This is a genomic window from Actinomadura sp. WMMA1423 (assembly GCF_006547145.1).
GTDB lineage: Bacteria > Actinomycetota > Actinomycetes > Streptosporangiales > Streptosporangiaceae > Spirillospora.
The window spans coordinates 7,997,271-8,010,495 of record NZ_CP041244.1 but is presented as its reverse complement, the minus strand read 5'-3'; the positions used below and the strand labels follow the sequence as shown (position 1 = coordinate 8,010,495).

Genomic DNA, 13,225 nt, shown 5'->3' with positions numbered 1-13,225 from the left:
GGGATGGGTTTTACCTCCCATGATCGGGTAGCTGAACCCAGTGTCTCCGGAAATGTCAGACGCAAGGGTTGTCATTGGACGGGGACGACCGGGGCTGGGAGGGCACGATGGTGAGCGGTGCGGCAGTGGGCGGGGCGGTGGGGAGCCGGATGCGGCCGCTGCTCACCGAGGTGGGGCTGCTGGCGGTCCTGTTCGCCTTCTACAAGTGGGGGCGGACGCTGATCGAGGCGGGCCCGGGGCAGGCGATGGCGAACGCGCACCTGCTGTGGCGGTTCGAGCGGGAATGGCTGCCGAGCGAGGTCGGATTCCAGCATTGGGCCCTCGGCTGGGACCACATGGCGTTCCTCGCCAATGTCTATTACGTGAGCGTCCATTTCCCGGGAACGGCACTGCTGCTGATCTGGCTTTATGTGCGGCACAGGGAGTCCTACGCGCGGGTGCGCAACGAGCTGGTGGCGCTGACCGCGGCCGGTCTCGTGGTGCACACGATGTTCCCGCTGGCGCCGCCCCGGCTCGCGGGGATCGGGGCCGTGGACACGATGCTGACCGTGGGGCCGTCGGCCTACCCGGCGGCGGCCGACGGGATCGCCAACCAGTACGCGGCCATGCCGTCCCTCCACATCGGCTGGGCGATCCTGGTGGCCGTCGCGGTGCTGCGGGTGTCGCGGAGCCCGTGGCGGTGGGTCGTCGCGCTGCACGCGCCGCTGACGGTCCTCGTGGTGGTCGTGACGGCCAACCACTACTGGACCGACGGGATCGTCGCCGCGCTCCTGCTGGCGGGCGCCATGGCGCTGGTTTCGCTGGCGGGGCGGATGCGGCAGGCTGGGGGACATGCTTCCAACGCACACGAGCTCCGAGGTCCCGGACGTCCCGGTCGCGGTCCTGCCGATCGGGAGCCACGAGCAGCACGGCCCGTACCTGCCGCTCGCGACGGACACGGTGATCGCGTGCACGATCGCGGCGGAGATCGCGAAGGCGCACCCGGTGCGCCTGCTCCCGCCGGTGACGATCTCGTGCTCGCATGAGCACGCCGACTGGCCCGGGACGGTGAGCATCTCGGCGACGACCCTCTACGCGGTGGTGAGGGACGTCGCCGAGTCCCTGCGCCGGGCGGGGGTCCCGAAGCTCGTCCTGGTCAACGGGCACGGCGGCAACTACGTGCTCGGCAACGTCGTCCAGGAGGCGCACGGCGACATGGCGCTGTTCCCCACCCTGGAGCACTGGGAGGCGGCGGAGAGGGCGTCCGGCGCCGAGACGCCCGCCGTCAGCGACATGCACGCCGGGGAGCTGGAGACGTCCATCCTGCTGCACGCCCACCCGGAGCTGGTGCGCGACGGCTACGAGGGCGCCGACCACCTCGCCGACGACCGGCGGCACCTCCTGACCACCGGGATGGCCGCCTACACCGGGTCCGGCGTCGTCGGGCGGCCGTCACTGGCCCGCGCCGACAAGGGCCGGGAGACGCTGCGGAGCCTCGTCGCGGCGTTCGGGGACGTCCTCGCGGTGCTTCAGCAGCAGGGCGGCCGCGCCGGGCAGGGACGCGACGAAGGTCAGCACCCCGTACACGACGGAGACGGTCAGGCCCTGCGCTGAGCCGAGCCCCGCCGCGCCGAACGCCAGCGCGAGGACGGCTTCGCGCGGCCCCCAGCCGCCGACGTTCACCGGCAGCACCATCACCAGCAGCGCCAGCAGGAGCAGCGGCAGGAGCGTGCGCAGCGGCGCCGTCGCGCCGACGAGGCGGGCCGCGACGACGAACAGGGCCAGGTGCCCGGCCAGGGCCGCGACCGACAGCCCCGCGATCGCGGGCCAGGCGCGCAGGGCGGCGCGCACGTCCGCGAGCGCCGGGGCCAGCGCGCGGCGCCGCCACCGGGCGAGGACCAGCACCACCGCGACGACCCCGGCCGCCGGGACCAGCGCGGGCGCCATCGCCGACACCAGCGCGGGATGCGCGAGCAGCGCGGCGACGCCCGCGACGATCGCGACGCCCTGGCCCGCGACGCGTTCGAGGAAGACGGCCCGCACCCCGCGCGCCACGTCGCCCGACCGGTGCCCGTGGCTCACCGCGCGGTGGACGTCCCCGAGCACGCCCGCCGGGAGGACCGCGTTGAGGAACTGGGCCCGGTAGTAGTCCGCCACGGCTCCGCCCAGGGGCAGGTGCAGGCCGAGGCGCCGGGCGACCAGCTGCCAGCGGGCGGCGCTGAGCACGGTCGTCAGCAGGCCCAGGGCGAGTGCGGTGGCGACGGCCCCCGCGTCGACGGCGTGGAGCGCGTCCACGAACGCGTCGGTGCTGTGCCACCACAGCAGCGCGGTGAGGATGCCGAGCCCGGCGAGCAGGCGCAGCCAGGGCCAGATCTTCGTCACGATGCGCTCCCGGGGAGGACGAGGAGGTCGACGTGGTGGACCTCGGCGGTGAGGCGCCCGGCGGCGCACTCGGCGAGGCGGCGGCCGAGGTAGTCCTCGGCGAAGGGGGCGAGGCCCGGGTCGTGCTCGACGGCGGCGGCGACCCAGCCGCGCAGCCACTCGGCGGTCAGCGCGGCCTGGCCGGGGCCGAGCCGCCACGGGCTCGGGCGCGCCTGGACGGACGCGCCGCGCCGCCCGAACGCCTCGGTGGCGGCGGCGACGGCGTCCGGGCCGAGGAGCCCGCCGCGCCGCTGGTGGGCGTCGAAGGCGGCGGCGAAACCGGCGTCGAGCGGCTCGGACGGGGAGAGCCGGACGCGGCCGACGACCGACAGCGTGAGCAGCACGGGGCACGCGGCCGCGGCGGCGATCGCCTCGACCTCGGCGGCGGTGAGCACGTCCAGCAGCGCGGACGCGGAGACGAGCGACGCGCCCACCAGGTCGGACGCGCGGAGCTCGGCGATGCCGCCCGCGCGCGTCTCGACCGTCGCGGGCGTGCCGTCGGCGGTGGTGTAGGAGCTCGCGCGTGCCCGGTCGAGCAGGCGCGGGTCCTCGTCGTGCAGGATCCAGTGCTGGGGGCCCCGCAACCGCCCCGCCAGCCAGCGTCCCTGGGAACCGGTGCCGCAGCCGAGGTCCCAGATGACCAGCGGCCCGTCGGGCGGGAGCGCGGCCCGGAGCGGGTCGAGCAGCTCCGCGGCGCGCGCCGTGGCGTCCGCGCCCTCGCGCAGCTCCAGCCAGGAGGGGTCGAACCCCGTCACGGCGTCGTCCGGCGGCGGGCCGTCCTGCGGCCGACCTCCGGCATCGCGTGCGTCAGCCCCGGTCATTCGTGCCTCCTTGAGGGGGCGCCCCCGCGCCCGCCGGAAATGCCTGGTCCCGCCGAAGCCGGGACAGGACGGTGGCCATGCGGCGGGCCGTGTCGTCCCAGCCGGGCAGCGCGCCGCGCCGCAGCCGCGCCGAGGCGCGCAGGCGGTCGCGCAGCTCCGGTTCGACGAGCCACCGCCGCAGCGCGGCCCCGAGCGCGGCCGGGTCGTCCGGCGGGACGAGCATGCCGGGCACGGCGCCGGAGGAGTCCCAGCCGAGCGCGTCGGGCACCCCGTCCACCGAGGTCGCGAGCACCGGGACGCCGCGCGCCAGCGCCTCGGTCACGACCATCCCGTACGTCTCCGCGCGGGACGCCAGGACGAGCAGGTCGGCGCCGGCGTAGGCGTCCTCCAGGCGCTTGCCGGTGAGCGGCCCGACCAGCTCGACCCGCCCTTGGAGGCCGTGCTCGCCGATCAGGCCGCGCAGCCGCTCGACGTGGCGGGCGTCGCGCCCCAGCGGCCCGGCGCACTCGCAGCGCCAGGACAGGTGCGCGACGGTCGCGAGCGCCTCGACGAGGACGTCGTGCCCCTTGCGCGGGGTCACCGACGCCACGCACAGCAGGCGGGTCGACCCGTCGCCGCCTGACGCGAGGGGCGCGGGGTCGGTGCCCGGGGTGACGGCGTGGACGCGGGACGCCTCCAGGCCGTGGTGGGCGATCAGGTGGTCCCTCGCCCACGGGCTGGTCGCGATGACGGCCCCGGCCGCCTCCAGCACCTTGCGTTCGCCCGCGTTCAGATCGGCCTGTCCGGGTTCGTCCGCCAGCGGGAGGTGGACGAGCACGGCGAGCCGCAGCCGCCCCGCCTCCGGGACGACGACCTCGGGCACGCCGCATGCCACCAGGCCGTCGATCAGGACGACCGAGCCGTCCGGCCGCGCGGCGAGGGTGCGGCCGAGCTCGGCCCGCGCCGCCTCGCCGGGGCGCGGCCACGACCCGGGCACCGGCAGCTCCCGGACGGTGCGCCCGGACGCCGCGAGCTCCTCGCAGAGCCGCCGGTCGTAGCGGTTCCCGCCGCTCGGGACGCCGGCGTCGTCGATGTCGCCCGGGACGACCACGCACACCTCGAGGGACGTCACAGGTCACGCTCGTAGCTGGCCCACGCGACGTGCGACTCGTGCAGCGTCACCGTGAGGCCCGAGAGGCCGGCGGCGTTCGCGCCGAGCGCCCCGGCGCGCACCCGGTCCGCGAGCCGGTCGGCGATGACCTTGGCGAGGAACTCCGTCGAGGTGTTGACCCCGGCGAACTCCGGCTCCTCGTCCAGGTTGCGGTAGTTCAGCCCGCCCAGGACCTCGCCCAGCTCGCTGGTGGCGAGGCCGATGTCGACGACGATGCCGTCCGGGTCGAGCTCGGCCCGGCGGAACGTCGCGTCGACCACGTAGGTGGCGCCGTGCAGCCGCTGGGCGGGCCCGAAGACCTCGCCGCTGAAGCTGTGGGCGATCATGACGTGGTCGCGGACGGTGATGGCGAACAACGGAAATCCTCCTCGGTAGGCGGTACGGATCGGCGGGCGACCCGGCTCAGTAGGCGATCCGGTGGCACAGGGCGGGCAGCTCGCCGCCCGCGAGGCGCGGCATCAGCCGCGGCAGCTCGCCGAACGGGCTCTCCCCGGTGATCAGCTCGCCGAAGGCGGGGCTCGCGAGCAGCCGCAGCGCGAGCGAGATCCGGTCGGCGAAGCCGCGGCTCGCCCGGCGGGCCGGCGGGATCGCGCCGACCTGGCTGCCCCGGATGGTCAGCCGCCGCGAGTGGAAGAACTCGCCCAGCGGGACGCTGACCCGGCGGTCGCCGTACCAGCTCAGCTCGACCACCTGCCCGTCGGGCGCGAGCAGCTCCAGCGACCGCGCGAGCCCGGCCTCGGTCGCGCTCGCGTGGACGACCAGGTCGCAGCCGCCCTCGGCCCGGTCGGGATGGGCGAAGCCGACGCCGAGCGCCCGCGCGACGTCCGCGCGGGACGGGTCGGTGTCGACCAGCTGGACGCGGCACCCCGGGAACCCCGCGAGGACGCCCGCGACCGAGCAGCCGACCATCCCGGCGCCGACCACGGCGATGCGGTCCCCGACGAGCGGCGCCGCGTCCCACAGCGCGTTCACGGCCGTCTCGACCGTCCCGGCGAGGATCGCCCGCTCCGGGGGCACCTCGTCCGGGACCACGCTGACCGCGCTCGCGGGGACGACGTAGCGGGTCTGGTGCGGGTAGAGGCAGAAGACCGTGCGCCCGGCCAGCTCGGCGGGTCCGTGCTCGACCACGCCGACGTTCAGGTACCCGTACTTGACCGGCCCGGGGAACGCCCCGTCCTGGAACGGCGCCCGCATGATCGCGTGCTGGTTCGGCGGGACGGCTCCGCGGAAGACGATCGCCTCGGTACCGCGGCTCACCCCCGAGTACAGCGTGCGGACGAGCACCTCCCCCGCGCCCGGCTCCGGCAGGACGACATCGCGGATCTCCCCCTCACCGGGCGATCGGATCCAGAAGGCGCGCGCGTCGCGCTCCATCCGTGCACCTCCCCCGAGTACCCGGCGTCGCCTGCGGCTCCTGCGGCCCTGGCAGCTCCTTCGCGACCTGCGCGTCCTGCACGGCCCGCGCGTCCTTCGGCTCCGGGATCCGCGGTGTCCCGACTCGGGACGCGTGGCGCCGCTTCGCCAGCCACACCACGTCCCGTCCGAAGGACCACACCAGCAGCGCCAGCGCCGCCGCCGCGAGCAGCCCCGGATGCGGGACGGCCCCCGACGCCGCGACGACCAGCGCCACGCCCTGCACGACGGCGACGGCCTTGCGCGCGACGCTCGGCGGCAGGTCCGCGCGCAGCCACGGCGCCGCCCAGGCCGCCGCGCCGAACACGTACCGCATCGCGCCGATCGCCAGGACCCACGCCCCCGCCGACGAGGCGACCTCGATGCTCAGCACCAGCACCAGGGCGGCGTCGGTCTCCATGTCGAACCGCGCCCCGAGCCGGGACACCGTCCCGGTGCGCCGGGCGACCTGCCCGTCCACGCCGTCCAGGACGAGCGCCGCCGAGGCGGCCGCGACGAGCGGCCAGGCGCGGCCGTCACCGGTGAGATGCCCCGCGACCAGCGCCGCGACACCCCCGGTGAGCACGACGCGCGCCAGCGTCACGTGATCGGCCGGCCCCAGCGCCCGGCGGCGGCGGAACGCGGCGGTCAGCAGCGCCCACGACGCCAGCGCGTACCCGATGCCCACGGCCAGGCCCGCGTGGCCGGGGCGGAGCAGCGCCAGCAGTCCGAGTTGGGCGGCGACGGCGGCGGCCAGCTCCGGGCCCCTGGTCAGCCGCGGCCCGCGCGGTGCCGGGAGGCGTACCGGGGCCGGGCGCGTCAGCGTCATCGGCCGCGTCATCGGCGGACCTCGCTCACCGGCGCCTCGCCGAGCGGCCCGGCGGAGCCGTCGAGCTGCGGGAGGTCGTGGCCGAGCCGGTCGCGCTTGGCGGTGAGGTAGCGGACGTTGTCGTCGCTGACCGGGACGAGCAGCGGCACGCGCGCCGCGACGGCGACCCCGTAGGACTCCAGCGAGCTGAGCTTGACCGGGTTGTTCGACATCAACCGCACCGACCGGACACCGAGATACCGCAGGATCCGGGCGGCCGGGCCGTAGTCGCGCACGTCCACCGGCAGGCCGATGGCGGTGGCGGAGTCGACGGTGTCGAGGCCCTGGTCGTCCTGGAGGATGTGGGTGCGGACCTTGGCCACCAGCCCGATCCCGCGCCCCTCGTGGCCGCGCAGGTAGACCAGGACGCCGGCGCCCTCGCGGGCGATGGCGTCCAGGGCGGCGCCGAGCTGGTCCCCGCACTCGCAGCGCGTCGCGGCGAAGATGTCGCCCGTCATGCACTCGGAGTGCATCCGGACGAGGACGTCCTCGCGGTCCCGCACCTCCCCCCGCACCAGCGCCATGTGCTCGTGCCCGTCGACCGGGTCCCGGAACGCGACGGCGCGGAAGACGCCCCGCCGGGTCCTGAGGTCCGCCTCCGCGATGTCCTTCTGGTCGATGCCCTCGTCCATCGCTCCCCTTCCCTGGCTACACAACCACCCCTGAATACGTGGCGAACGTACGAGGTGGTTGTGTCCCAAAACGGTCCGTACAACCGATGGCACGCAGGGGAGGCGCCCGAGGGTTCAGCCCAGTCGCGTCCGGACCGCCGACTCCTGAAGGGCTCGGCGGTCCACGGGGACTTCGCGGAAATCCACCGGGGTCACACGCTCCTGCGCCGGACGGAGACGAGCAGCTCCTCGACCGCGGCGCGGTCGGGTTCGGGCGGCAGCGGGCTGCGGTCCAGGGCCGTCTCCATCGAATCGGTGAGGGCGGCGCGCCACGCGCCGATCTCCTCCCAGCCGACCTCGCCGCGGCGGACGGCGAGGAGCCGCTCGCGCAGGTCTCCGACGTCCACCCTGAGCTCGCCGTGCCGGACGAGGTGCGTGCCGCTCTCCAGCAGCCGCAGCATGTGCATGGCGTGCTTCCAGCGCGGCACGCCGCCGTCGCGCAAGTCGCCTTCCAGTTTGCGGAACTGGGCCTCGGAGTAGCCGAGGAACGTGCGGTGCGCGCGCCGCGACAGGAAAGCCGACCGCACGGCCAGCAGCTCCTCCCCGACCGGCGTGACGCGCTCGACGAGCGGCGACCAGAGGCACTCCAGGACGGTCGGGTTCGCGTCGAGCGCCAGCCCGCAGAAGCGCTCCAGCTCCCAGGAGAACTGCTCGGGCAGCGGGCCGTCCACATGCGTGGGCGGCTTGGTGAATCGCCAGTACAGGGGAGCCGGAGCCGCGTACACACCGCGCCGGTCGACGTCGCTGGCGTCCGTCGCCAGTCCGTAGGCTCGCGACCCGACGACGACGGCCAGGATCGTGTGCTCCCGGACGAGGTCGAGTGCGCCGGAGGGGTCGGGTTTCGTCACGCGGGCAGCGTGGCGCAGGGCCCGCGGGCGTGTCGACCGGTTTGTCTCGTTTGTGCAAGACGGTTACAGATCGGCCACGGACTTGCTGAAAGTTTCTGCAAGAGCTTTACGCGACTGAAACGCGTTGCTAACGTCCCGACCCAGCCACCCCCATCTCTTGACCTGCGGGACGGCGGCCCGGCGAAGGGACGTCCCGCGAAGGAGGACACCATGCGGCGCACCCCCCTGATCGGCGGCACCGTCGTCTGCGCCGCCCTCGCGCTCTCGCTCAGCGCCTGCGGCGGCGATGACGACGGCGGCTCGAAGGGCGGCGCGGGCGCGGCGAGCCTGCAGGGCCGCGGCCCGATCACCTTCGTTACCGGCAAGGACCGCTCGGGCTACCTGCAGAAGCAGATCGACGGCTGGAACTCCGAGCACCCGAAGGAGCAGGTCCGCATCATCGAGCTGCCGGACGAGCCGAACGACCAGCGGCAGCAGATGATCCAGAACGCCACGACCAGGTCCGACGCCTACTCGGTGCTGAACCTCGACGTGGTGTGGACGGCCGAGTTCGCCGCCAACCGGTGGCTGGCGCAGCTGCCCAAGGACCAGATCGACCTGTCCAGGATGCTGCCTGCGACCATCACCACCGGGCAGTACCGCGGCAAGCTGTACGCGGTGCCCTCCACGTCCGACGCCGGGATGCTCTACTACCGCAAGGACCTGCTGGAGAAGGCGGGCGTCTCCGAGCCGCCGAAGACCTACGCCGAGATGTGGGCCGCCTGCGACAAGGTGAAGAAGCTGCCCGAGGCGAAGGACGCCGACTGCTTCTTCACCGAGGTCAACAAGACCGAGAGCATGACGATCAGCGCGGTCGAGGCGATCGAGAGCGCCGGCGGCTCGATCATCGGCCCGGACGGCAAGCCCTCGCTGAGCACCCCGCAGGCCAAGCAGGGCGTCGAGTTCCTCGTCGGCGCCAAGAAGGACCACATGCCGAAGGAGGCCGTCACCCTCGACACCGAGGGCGGGCGCCGCTACTTCCAGTCCGGCAGGCTGGTCTTCCAGCGCCAGTGGCCGTACCAGTACGGGCTGGCGAACTCCAAGGACGGCTCGTCCAAGGTGGCGGGCAAGTTCGCGGTCGCGCCGCTGCCCGGACCGAACGGCCCCGGCGTCGCCAACCTCGGCGGCCACAACCTCGCGATCTCCGAGTTCGCCAAGAACAAGGCGACCTCGCTCGACTTCATCCGGTACCTGACCGGTGAGCAGGCCCAGCGCGCCAACCTCCTCGCGACCTCGCAGGCGCCCACCGTCGCGGCGCTGTACGACGACCCCGAGATGGTGAAGAAGTTCCCGTACCTGCCCGTCCTCAAGCAGGCCATCGCGAACGCCAAGCCGCGCCCGGTCGCGGTGAAGTACGGCGACGTGACCGCCGCCGTCCAGGGCGAGATGTACGACGCGGTGACCGGGAAGAAGCCGGCCGACCAGGCCCTGGCCGACCTGCAGTCCAAGCTCCAGCCGCTGACCGCGCAGTGAGCGGCGTGACCACCACCGAGAGCGCGCCCGCCGCCGGCACCGCCGCGGCGGGCGCGCCCCGCGACCGCGGGAAGGGCGACGTCCAGGGGACGCGGCGCCTCGCGGCGCTGCTGCTGTCGCCCACCCTGCTCGTGCTCGCGCTCGTCATCGGCTACCCGGTCCTCGCCGGGTTCCGCGAGTCGCTGTACGCGCGCGGCGAAGGGCTGGACGCGGACGGGTTCGTCGTGCAGGGCGACCGCTTCGTCGGCCTCGACAACTACACCGCCATCTTCCAGGGCGACCGCGCCGACGCGTTCTGGAACGCCTTCTCCAACACGACGTTCTTCACCCTCACCACGGTCGTGCTGGAGACGGTGATCGGCGTCGCGATGGCGCTGATCATGCAGCAGGCGTTCCGCGGCCGGGCGCTGGTGCGCGCGAGCATCCTCGTCCCGTGGGCGATCCCGACCGCCATCTCCGGGCTGCTGTGGCGGTGGATCTTCCAGGCCGACGGCGCCGCGAACGCGGTGCTGCGCCAGGAGATCCTGTGGACCGCCGACGGCTTCCCCGCCAAGATGGCCGTCGTCATCGCCGAGGTGTGGAAGACCTCCCCGTTCATCGGGCTGCTGGTCCTCGCCGGGCTCCAGATGATCCCCCGGGACGTCTACGAGGCGGCCCGGGTGGACGGCGCCGGCGCGTTCCAGCAGTTCTTCCGCATCACCCTGCCGCTGGTCAAGCCGGCGCTGCTGGTCGCCGTGCTCTTCCGGATGCTGGACGTGCTGCGGATGTTCGACCTGCCCGCCGTGCTGATCGGCGTCAACCAGAAGTCGGTGGAGACGCTGACGATGATCGCCTGGTTCGAGGCGTCCAACCTGCGGTACGGCTCGGCGGCGGCGTACGCGACCGTCCTGTTCCTGTACATCGCGCTGATCGCGTACCTGTTCGTGAAGCTGCTCGGGGCCGACATCATCGGCGAGGCCCGCCAGAAGACCGGCCGCCAGAAGACCCGGCGCCCGCGCGCCGTCCGGCCGGCCCGCGGCGCGAGGAAGGCGGCGGCATGACCGGCTCACCCCTGAAGCGCACCCTGTCCTACCTCGGCTTCGCCCTCGTGGCGGTGTACTGCCTCGCGCCGTTCTACTGGATGGTGGTCTCGGCGTTCCGCCGCCCGCAGGACCAGTTCGACAACTCGGTCCTCCCGGCGCAGTGGTCGTCGGAGAACTTCTCCGCGGTGTTCTCCGGCGACAACGGCTTCGGCCGCGCCCTGCTGAACAGCGTCGTCGTGGCGGGCACCACCACCGTGCTCACCCTGCTGATCGGCACGTTCACCGCCTACGCGCTGGCCCGGCTGGACTTCCGGTTCAAGAACGCGGTACTCGGGCTGATCGTGGCGACCACGATGTTCCCGGGAATCTCGCAGCTGGTCCCGTTGCTGAAGCTCTTCACCGACATCAAGTGGATCAACACCTACCAGGCGATGGTGCTGCCCAGCCTCGGGTTCGCGCTGCCGCTGTCGGTCTGGCTGCTCACCGCGTTCTTCCGGCAGCTGCCGTTCGAGCTGGAGCAGGCGGCGATGGTGGACGGCTGCACCCGCGGCCAGGCGTTCCGCAAGATCATCGTTCCGCTCGCGGCGCCGGGGGTGTTCACCACGGCGATCCTCACCTTCATCGCCGCGTGGAACGAGTTCCTCATCGCGCTGTCCATGGTCAACAAGAAGGAGATGCAGACGGCCACGGTCGCGATCTCCAAGTTCACCGGCGTCTCCGGGTTCGACCAGCCGTTCGGCACCCAGATGGCCGCCGGGGTGATCGTGACCGTCCCGCTCATCGCCGTGGTGCTGGTCTTCCAGCGCCGGATCGTCGCCGGGCTCACCGCCGGCGGCGTCAAGTAGCACCTGAAAGCTCCCCGACAAAAGGATGTTCATGACCCAGGACACCCTGCTCGTCCCCGCCTCCGGCGACCCCGCCTCCGGTGACGGCGGAGGCGCCCGCTGGTGGCGCGACGCCGTCATCTACCAGGTGTACGTGCGCAGCTTCGCCGACTCCGACGGCGACGGCGTCGGCGACCTGCCGGGCATCCGCTCCCGGCTGCCGTACCTGGCCGGCCTCGGCGTCGACGCGCTGTGGCTGACCCCGTTCTACGTCTCCCCGATGGCCGACTTCGGCTACGACGTGGCGGACTACCGCGACGTCGACCCGCTGTTCGGCACGCTCGCCGACGCCCGCGACCTGATCGCGGACGCGCACGCGCACGGGCTGCGGATCATCGTGGACGTGGTGCCGAACCACACCTCCGACCGGCACGCCTGGTTCCGGGCGGCGCTCGCCGCGGCCCCCGGCTCGGCCGAGCGCGCCCGCTACGTGTTCCGGGACGGGCGGGGCCCCGGCGGCACCGAGCCCCCGAACGACTGGGAGTCGGTGTTCGGCGGCCCCGCCTGGACCCGGGTACCGGACGGCCAGTGGTACCTGCACCTGTTCGCGCCCGAGCAGCCCGACCTGGACTGGGAGAACCCCGAGGTCCACACCGAGTTCGCCGACATCCTGCGGTTCTGGCTCGACCTCGGCGTGGACGGATTCCGGGTGGACGTCGCGCACGGCATGGCCAAGGCGCCCGGCCTCCCCGACGTGGGCCACCCGAACCAGGTGGAGATGCTCGGCACGGCCGTCCTGCCGTACTTCGACCAGGACCCCGTCCACGACATCCACCGCGAGTGGCGCCGCCTGCTCGACTCCTACGACGGGGAGCGGATCGCCGTCGCCGAGGCGTGGGCTCCCACGCCGCAGCGGCTCGCCGACTACACCCGTCCCGACGAGCTGCACCAGGCGTTCAACTTCCACTACCTGACCGCGCCCTGGGAGGCCGACGGGATGCGGGCGGTGATCGAGGAGTCGCTGCGCACCGCCGGGGCGGTCGGCGCGCCCGCGACCTGGGTGCTGTCCAACCACGACGTGAAACGGCACGTCACCCGCTACGGCGACGGCGAGACCGGCCTGCGGCGCGCCCGCGCCGCCGCGCTGCTGACGCTCGCGCTGCCGGGCTCGTCCTACGTCTACCAGGGCGAGGAACTGGGCCTGCCGGAGGTGCTCGACCTGCCGGAGGAGTTCCAGCAGGACCCGCAGCGGCTGCGCGGCGCGGGCGCCGGCCGCGACGGCTGCCGCGTCCCGCTGCCCTGGGAGGGCGAGGAGCCCCCGTTCGGCTTCGGCGCGGGCGCCGCGTCCTGGCTGCCGATGCCCACCGGGTGGCGCGACCTGAGCGTCGCGGCGCAGGACGGCGACCCCGGCTCCATGCTGGCGCTCTACCGCGAGGCGCTGCGGATCCGCCGCGAGCATCCGGCGCTCGGCGACGGTGATTTGTACTGGATCGCGAGCCCACCCGGCACACTGGTGTTCGTGCGGGACGCCGGGGGCGGTGACGGGCGGCTCGCATGCGCGGTCAACATGGGCGGCACCACCGAGCGCGTCAGTGTGCGGGGCACCCCGCTCCTCGCGAGCGGACCGGTCCACACCGGCGGCACCGCGAGCGGCGGAGTCGTCGACCTGCCCCCGGACACCGCGCTGTGGTGGGAAATCGAGGAGGGATAACTTGAA

General features: G+C 73.7%; 12 protein-coding genes and 2 pseudogenes. 6 read left to right on the top strand and 8 right to left on the bottom strand.

Features of this window, described 5'->3' with window-relative positions:
- Positions 1 to 107: 107 nt before the first annotated feature.
- Positions 108 to 782, top strand: a pseudogene (locus FKD65_RS45905) (phosphatase PAP2 family protein); the annotation flags it as partial.
- Positions 783 to 831: 49 nt separating this feature from the next.
- Positions 832 to 1,593, top strand: a complete 762-nt coding sequence (locus FKD65_RS37115; protein ID WP_205718383.1) for a creatininase family protein — start codon at positions 832 to 834, stop codon at positions 1,591 to 1,593.
- Here FKD65_RS37115 and FKD65_RS37110 read toward each other — a convergent pair.
- From FKD65_RS37110 to FKD65_RS37075, 8 genes and pseudogenes are all read right to left on the bottom strand, one after another.
- Positions 1,588 to 2,274: pseudogene (locus FKD65_RS37110) on the bottom strand (lysylphosphatidylglycerol synthase domain-containing protein); the annotation flags it as partial. The gene FKD65_RS37115 and the pseudogene FKD65_RS37110 overlap by 6 nt on opposite strands.
- 83 nt (positions 2,275 to 2,357) lie before the next feature.
- Positions 2,358 to 3,221: an SAM-dependent methyltransferase gene (locus tag FKD65_RS37105; protein WP_240809781.1), complete on the bottom strand. Its 864-nt coding sequence runs from the start codon at positions 3,219 to 3,221 to the stop codon at positions 2,358 to 2,360.
- Positions 3,208 to 4,332 (bottom strand): glycosyltransferase family 4 protein, encoded by a 1,125-nt coding sequence (locus FKD65_RS37100; protein WP_141583688.1) that lies wholly within the window; start codon positions 4,330 to 4,332, stop codon positions 3,208 to 3,210. The genes FKD65_RS37105 and FKD65_RS37100 overlap by 14 nt, the downstream gene beginning before the upstream one ends.
- On the bottom strand, positions 4,329 to 4,727 hold the full coding sequence (locus FKD65_RS37095; protein WP_141583686.1) for a 6-carboxytetrahydropterin synthase: 399 nt from the start codon (positions 4,725 to 4,727) through the stop codon (positions 4,329 to 4,331). The genes FKD65_RS37100 and FKD65_RS37095 overlap by 4 nt, the downstream gene beginning before the upstream one ends.
- A gap of 46 nt (positions 4,728 to 4,773) precedes the next feature.
- Positions 4,774 to 5,745, bottom strand: a complete 972-nt coding sequence (locus tag FKD65_RS37090) for a zinc-binding alcohol dehydrogenase (RefSeq protein WP_141583683.1) — start codon at positions 5,743 to 5,745, stop codon at positions 4,774 to 4,776.
- Positions 5,702 to 6,604, bottom strand: a complete 903-nt coding sequence (locus FKD65_RS37085) for a CDP-alcohol phosphatidyltransferase family protein (protein WP_368367166.1) — start codon at positions 6,602 to 6,604, stop codon at positions 5,702 to 5,704. The genes FKD65_RS37090 and FKD65_RS37085 overlap by 44 nt, the downstream gene beginning before the upstream one ends.
- Positions 6,601 to 7,263: a GTP cyclohydrolase II gene (gene ribA / locus FKD65_RS37080; protein ID WP_141583681.1), complete on the bottom strand. Its 663-nt coding sequence runs from the start codon at positions 7,261 to 7,263 to the stop codon at positions 6,601 to 6,603. The genes FKD65_RS37085 and ribA overlap by 4 nt, the downstream gene beginning before the upstream one ends.
- A gap of 191 nt (positions 7,264 to 7,454) precedes the next feature.
- Positions 7,455 to 8,150, bottom strand: coding sequence for a nucleotidyltransferase domain-containing protein (locus FKD65_RS37075; RefSeq protein WP_141583679.1), 696 nt, complete (start codon positions 8,148 to 8,150; stop codon positions 7,455 to 7,457).
- Positions 8,151 to 8,360: 210 nt separating this feature from the next.
- On the opposite strand from FKD65_RS37075, the gene FKD65_RS37070 reads away from it, so the two are divergent.
- Genes FKD65_RS37070 through FKD65_RS37055 form a run of 4 tightly spaced genes read left to right on the top strand, consistent with a single transcriptional unit; the run spans position 8,361 to position 13,219 of the window.
- Positions 8,361 to 9,662 (top strand): ABC transporter substrate-binding protein, encoded by a 1,302-nt coding sequence (locus tag FKD65_RS37070; RefSeq protein WP_141583676.1) that lies wholly within the window; start codon positions 8,361 to 8,363, stop codon positions 9,660 to 9,662.
- Between the two features lie 5 nt (positions 9,663 to 9,667).
- Positions 9,668 to 10,702, top strand: a complete 1,035-nt coding sequence (locus tag FKD65_RS37065) for a carbohydrate ABC transporter permease (protein WP_141583674.1) — start codon at positions 9,668 to 9,670, stop codon at positions 10,700 to 10,702.
- Complete coding sequence (locus FKD65_RS37060) at positions 10,699 to 11,529, top strand: carbohydrate ABC transporter permease (protein ID WP_141583671.1); 831 nt, start codon at positions 10,699 to 10,701, stop codon at positions 11,527 to 11,529. The genes FKD65_RS37065 and FKD65_RS37060 overlap by 4 nt, the downstream gene beginning before the upstream one ends.
- 31 nt (positions 11,530 to 11,560) lie before the next feature.
- Positions 11,561 to 13,219, top strand: a complete 1,659-nt coding sequence (locus tag FKD65_RS37055; RefSeq protein ID WP_141583669.1) for a glycoside hydrolase family 13 protein — start codon at positions 11,561 to 11,563, stop codon at positions 13,217 to 13,219.
- Positions 13,220 to 13,225: the final 6 nt, after the last annotated feature.

Coding starts and splice junctions, on each gene's coding strand:
- FKD65_RS37115 (WP_205718383.1), top strand. CDS start 832: ATGCTTCCAACGCACACGAGCTCCGAGGTCCCGGACGTCCCGGTCGCG.
- FKD65_RS37105 (WP_240809781.1), bottom strand. CDS start 3,221: ATGACCGGGGCTGACGCACGCGATGCCGGAGGTCGGCCGCAGGACGGC.
- FKD65_RS37090 (WP_141583683.1), bottom strand. CDS start 5,745: ATGGAGCGCGACGCGCGCGCCTTCTGGATCCGATCGCCCGGTGAGGGG.
- FKD65_RS37085 (WP_368367166.1), bottom strand. CDS start 6,604: ATGACGCGGCCGATGACGCTGACGCGCCCGGCCCCGGTACGCCTCCCG.
- ribA (WP_141583681.1), bottom strand. CDS start 7,263: ATGGACGAGGGCATCGACCAGAAGGACATCGCGGAGGCGGACCTCAGG.
- FKD65_RS37070 (WP_141583676.1), top strand. CDS start 8,361: ATGCGGCGCACCCCCCTGATCGGCGGCACCGTCGTCTGCGCCGCCCTC.
- FKD65_RS37060 (WP_141583671.1), top strand. CDS start 10,699: ATGACCGGCTCACCCCTGAAGCGCACCCTGTCCTACCTCGGCTTCGCC.
- FKD65_RS37055 (WP_141583669.1), top strand. CDS start 11,561: ATGACCCAGGACACCCTGCTCGTCCCCGCCTCCGGCGACCCCGCCTCC.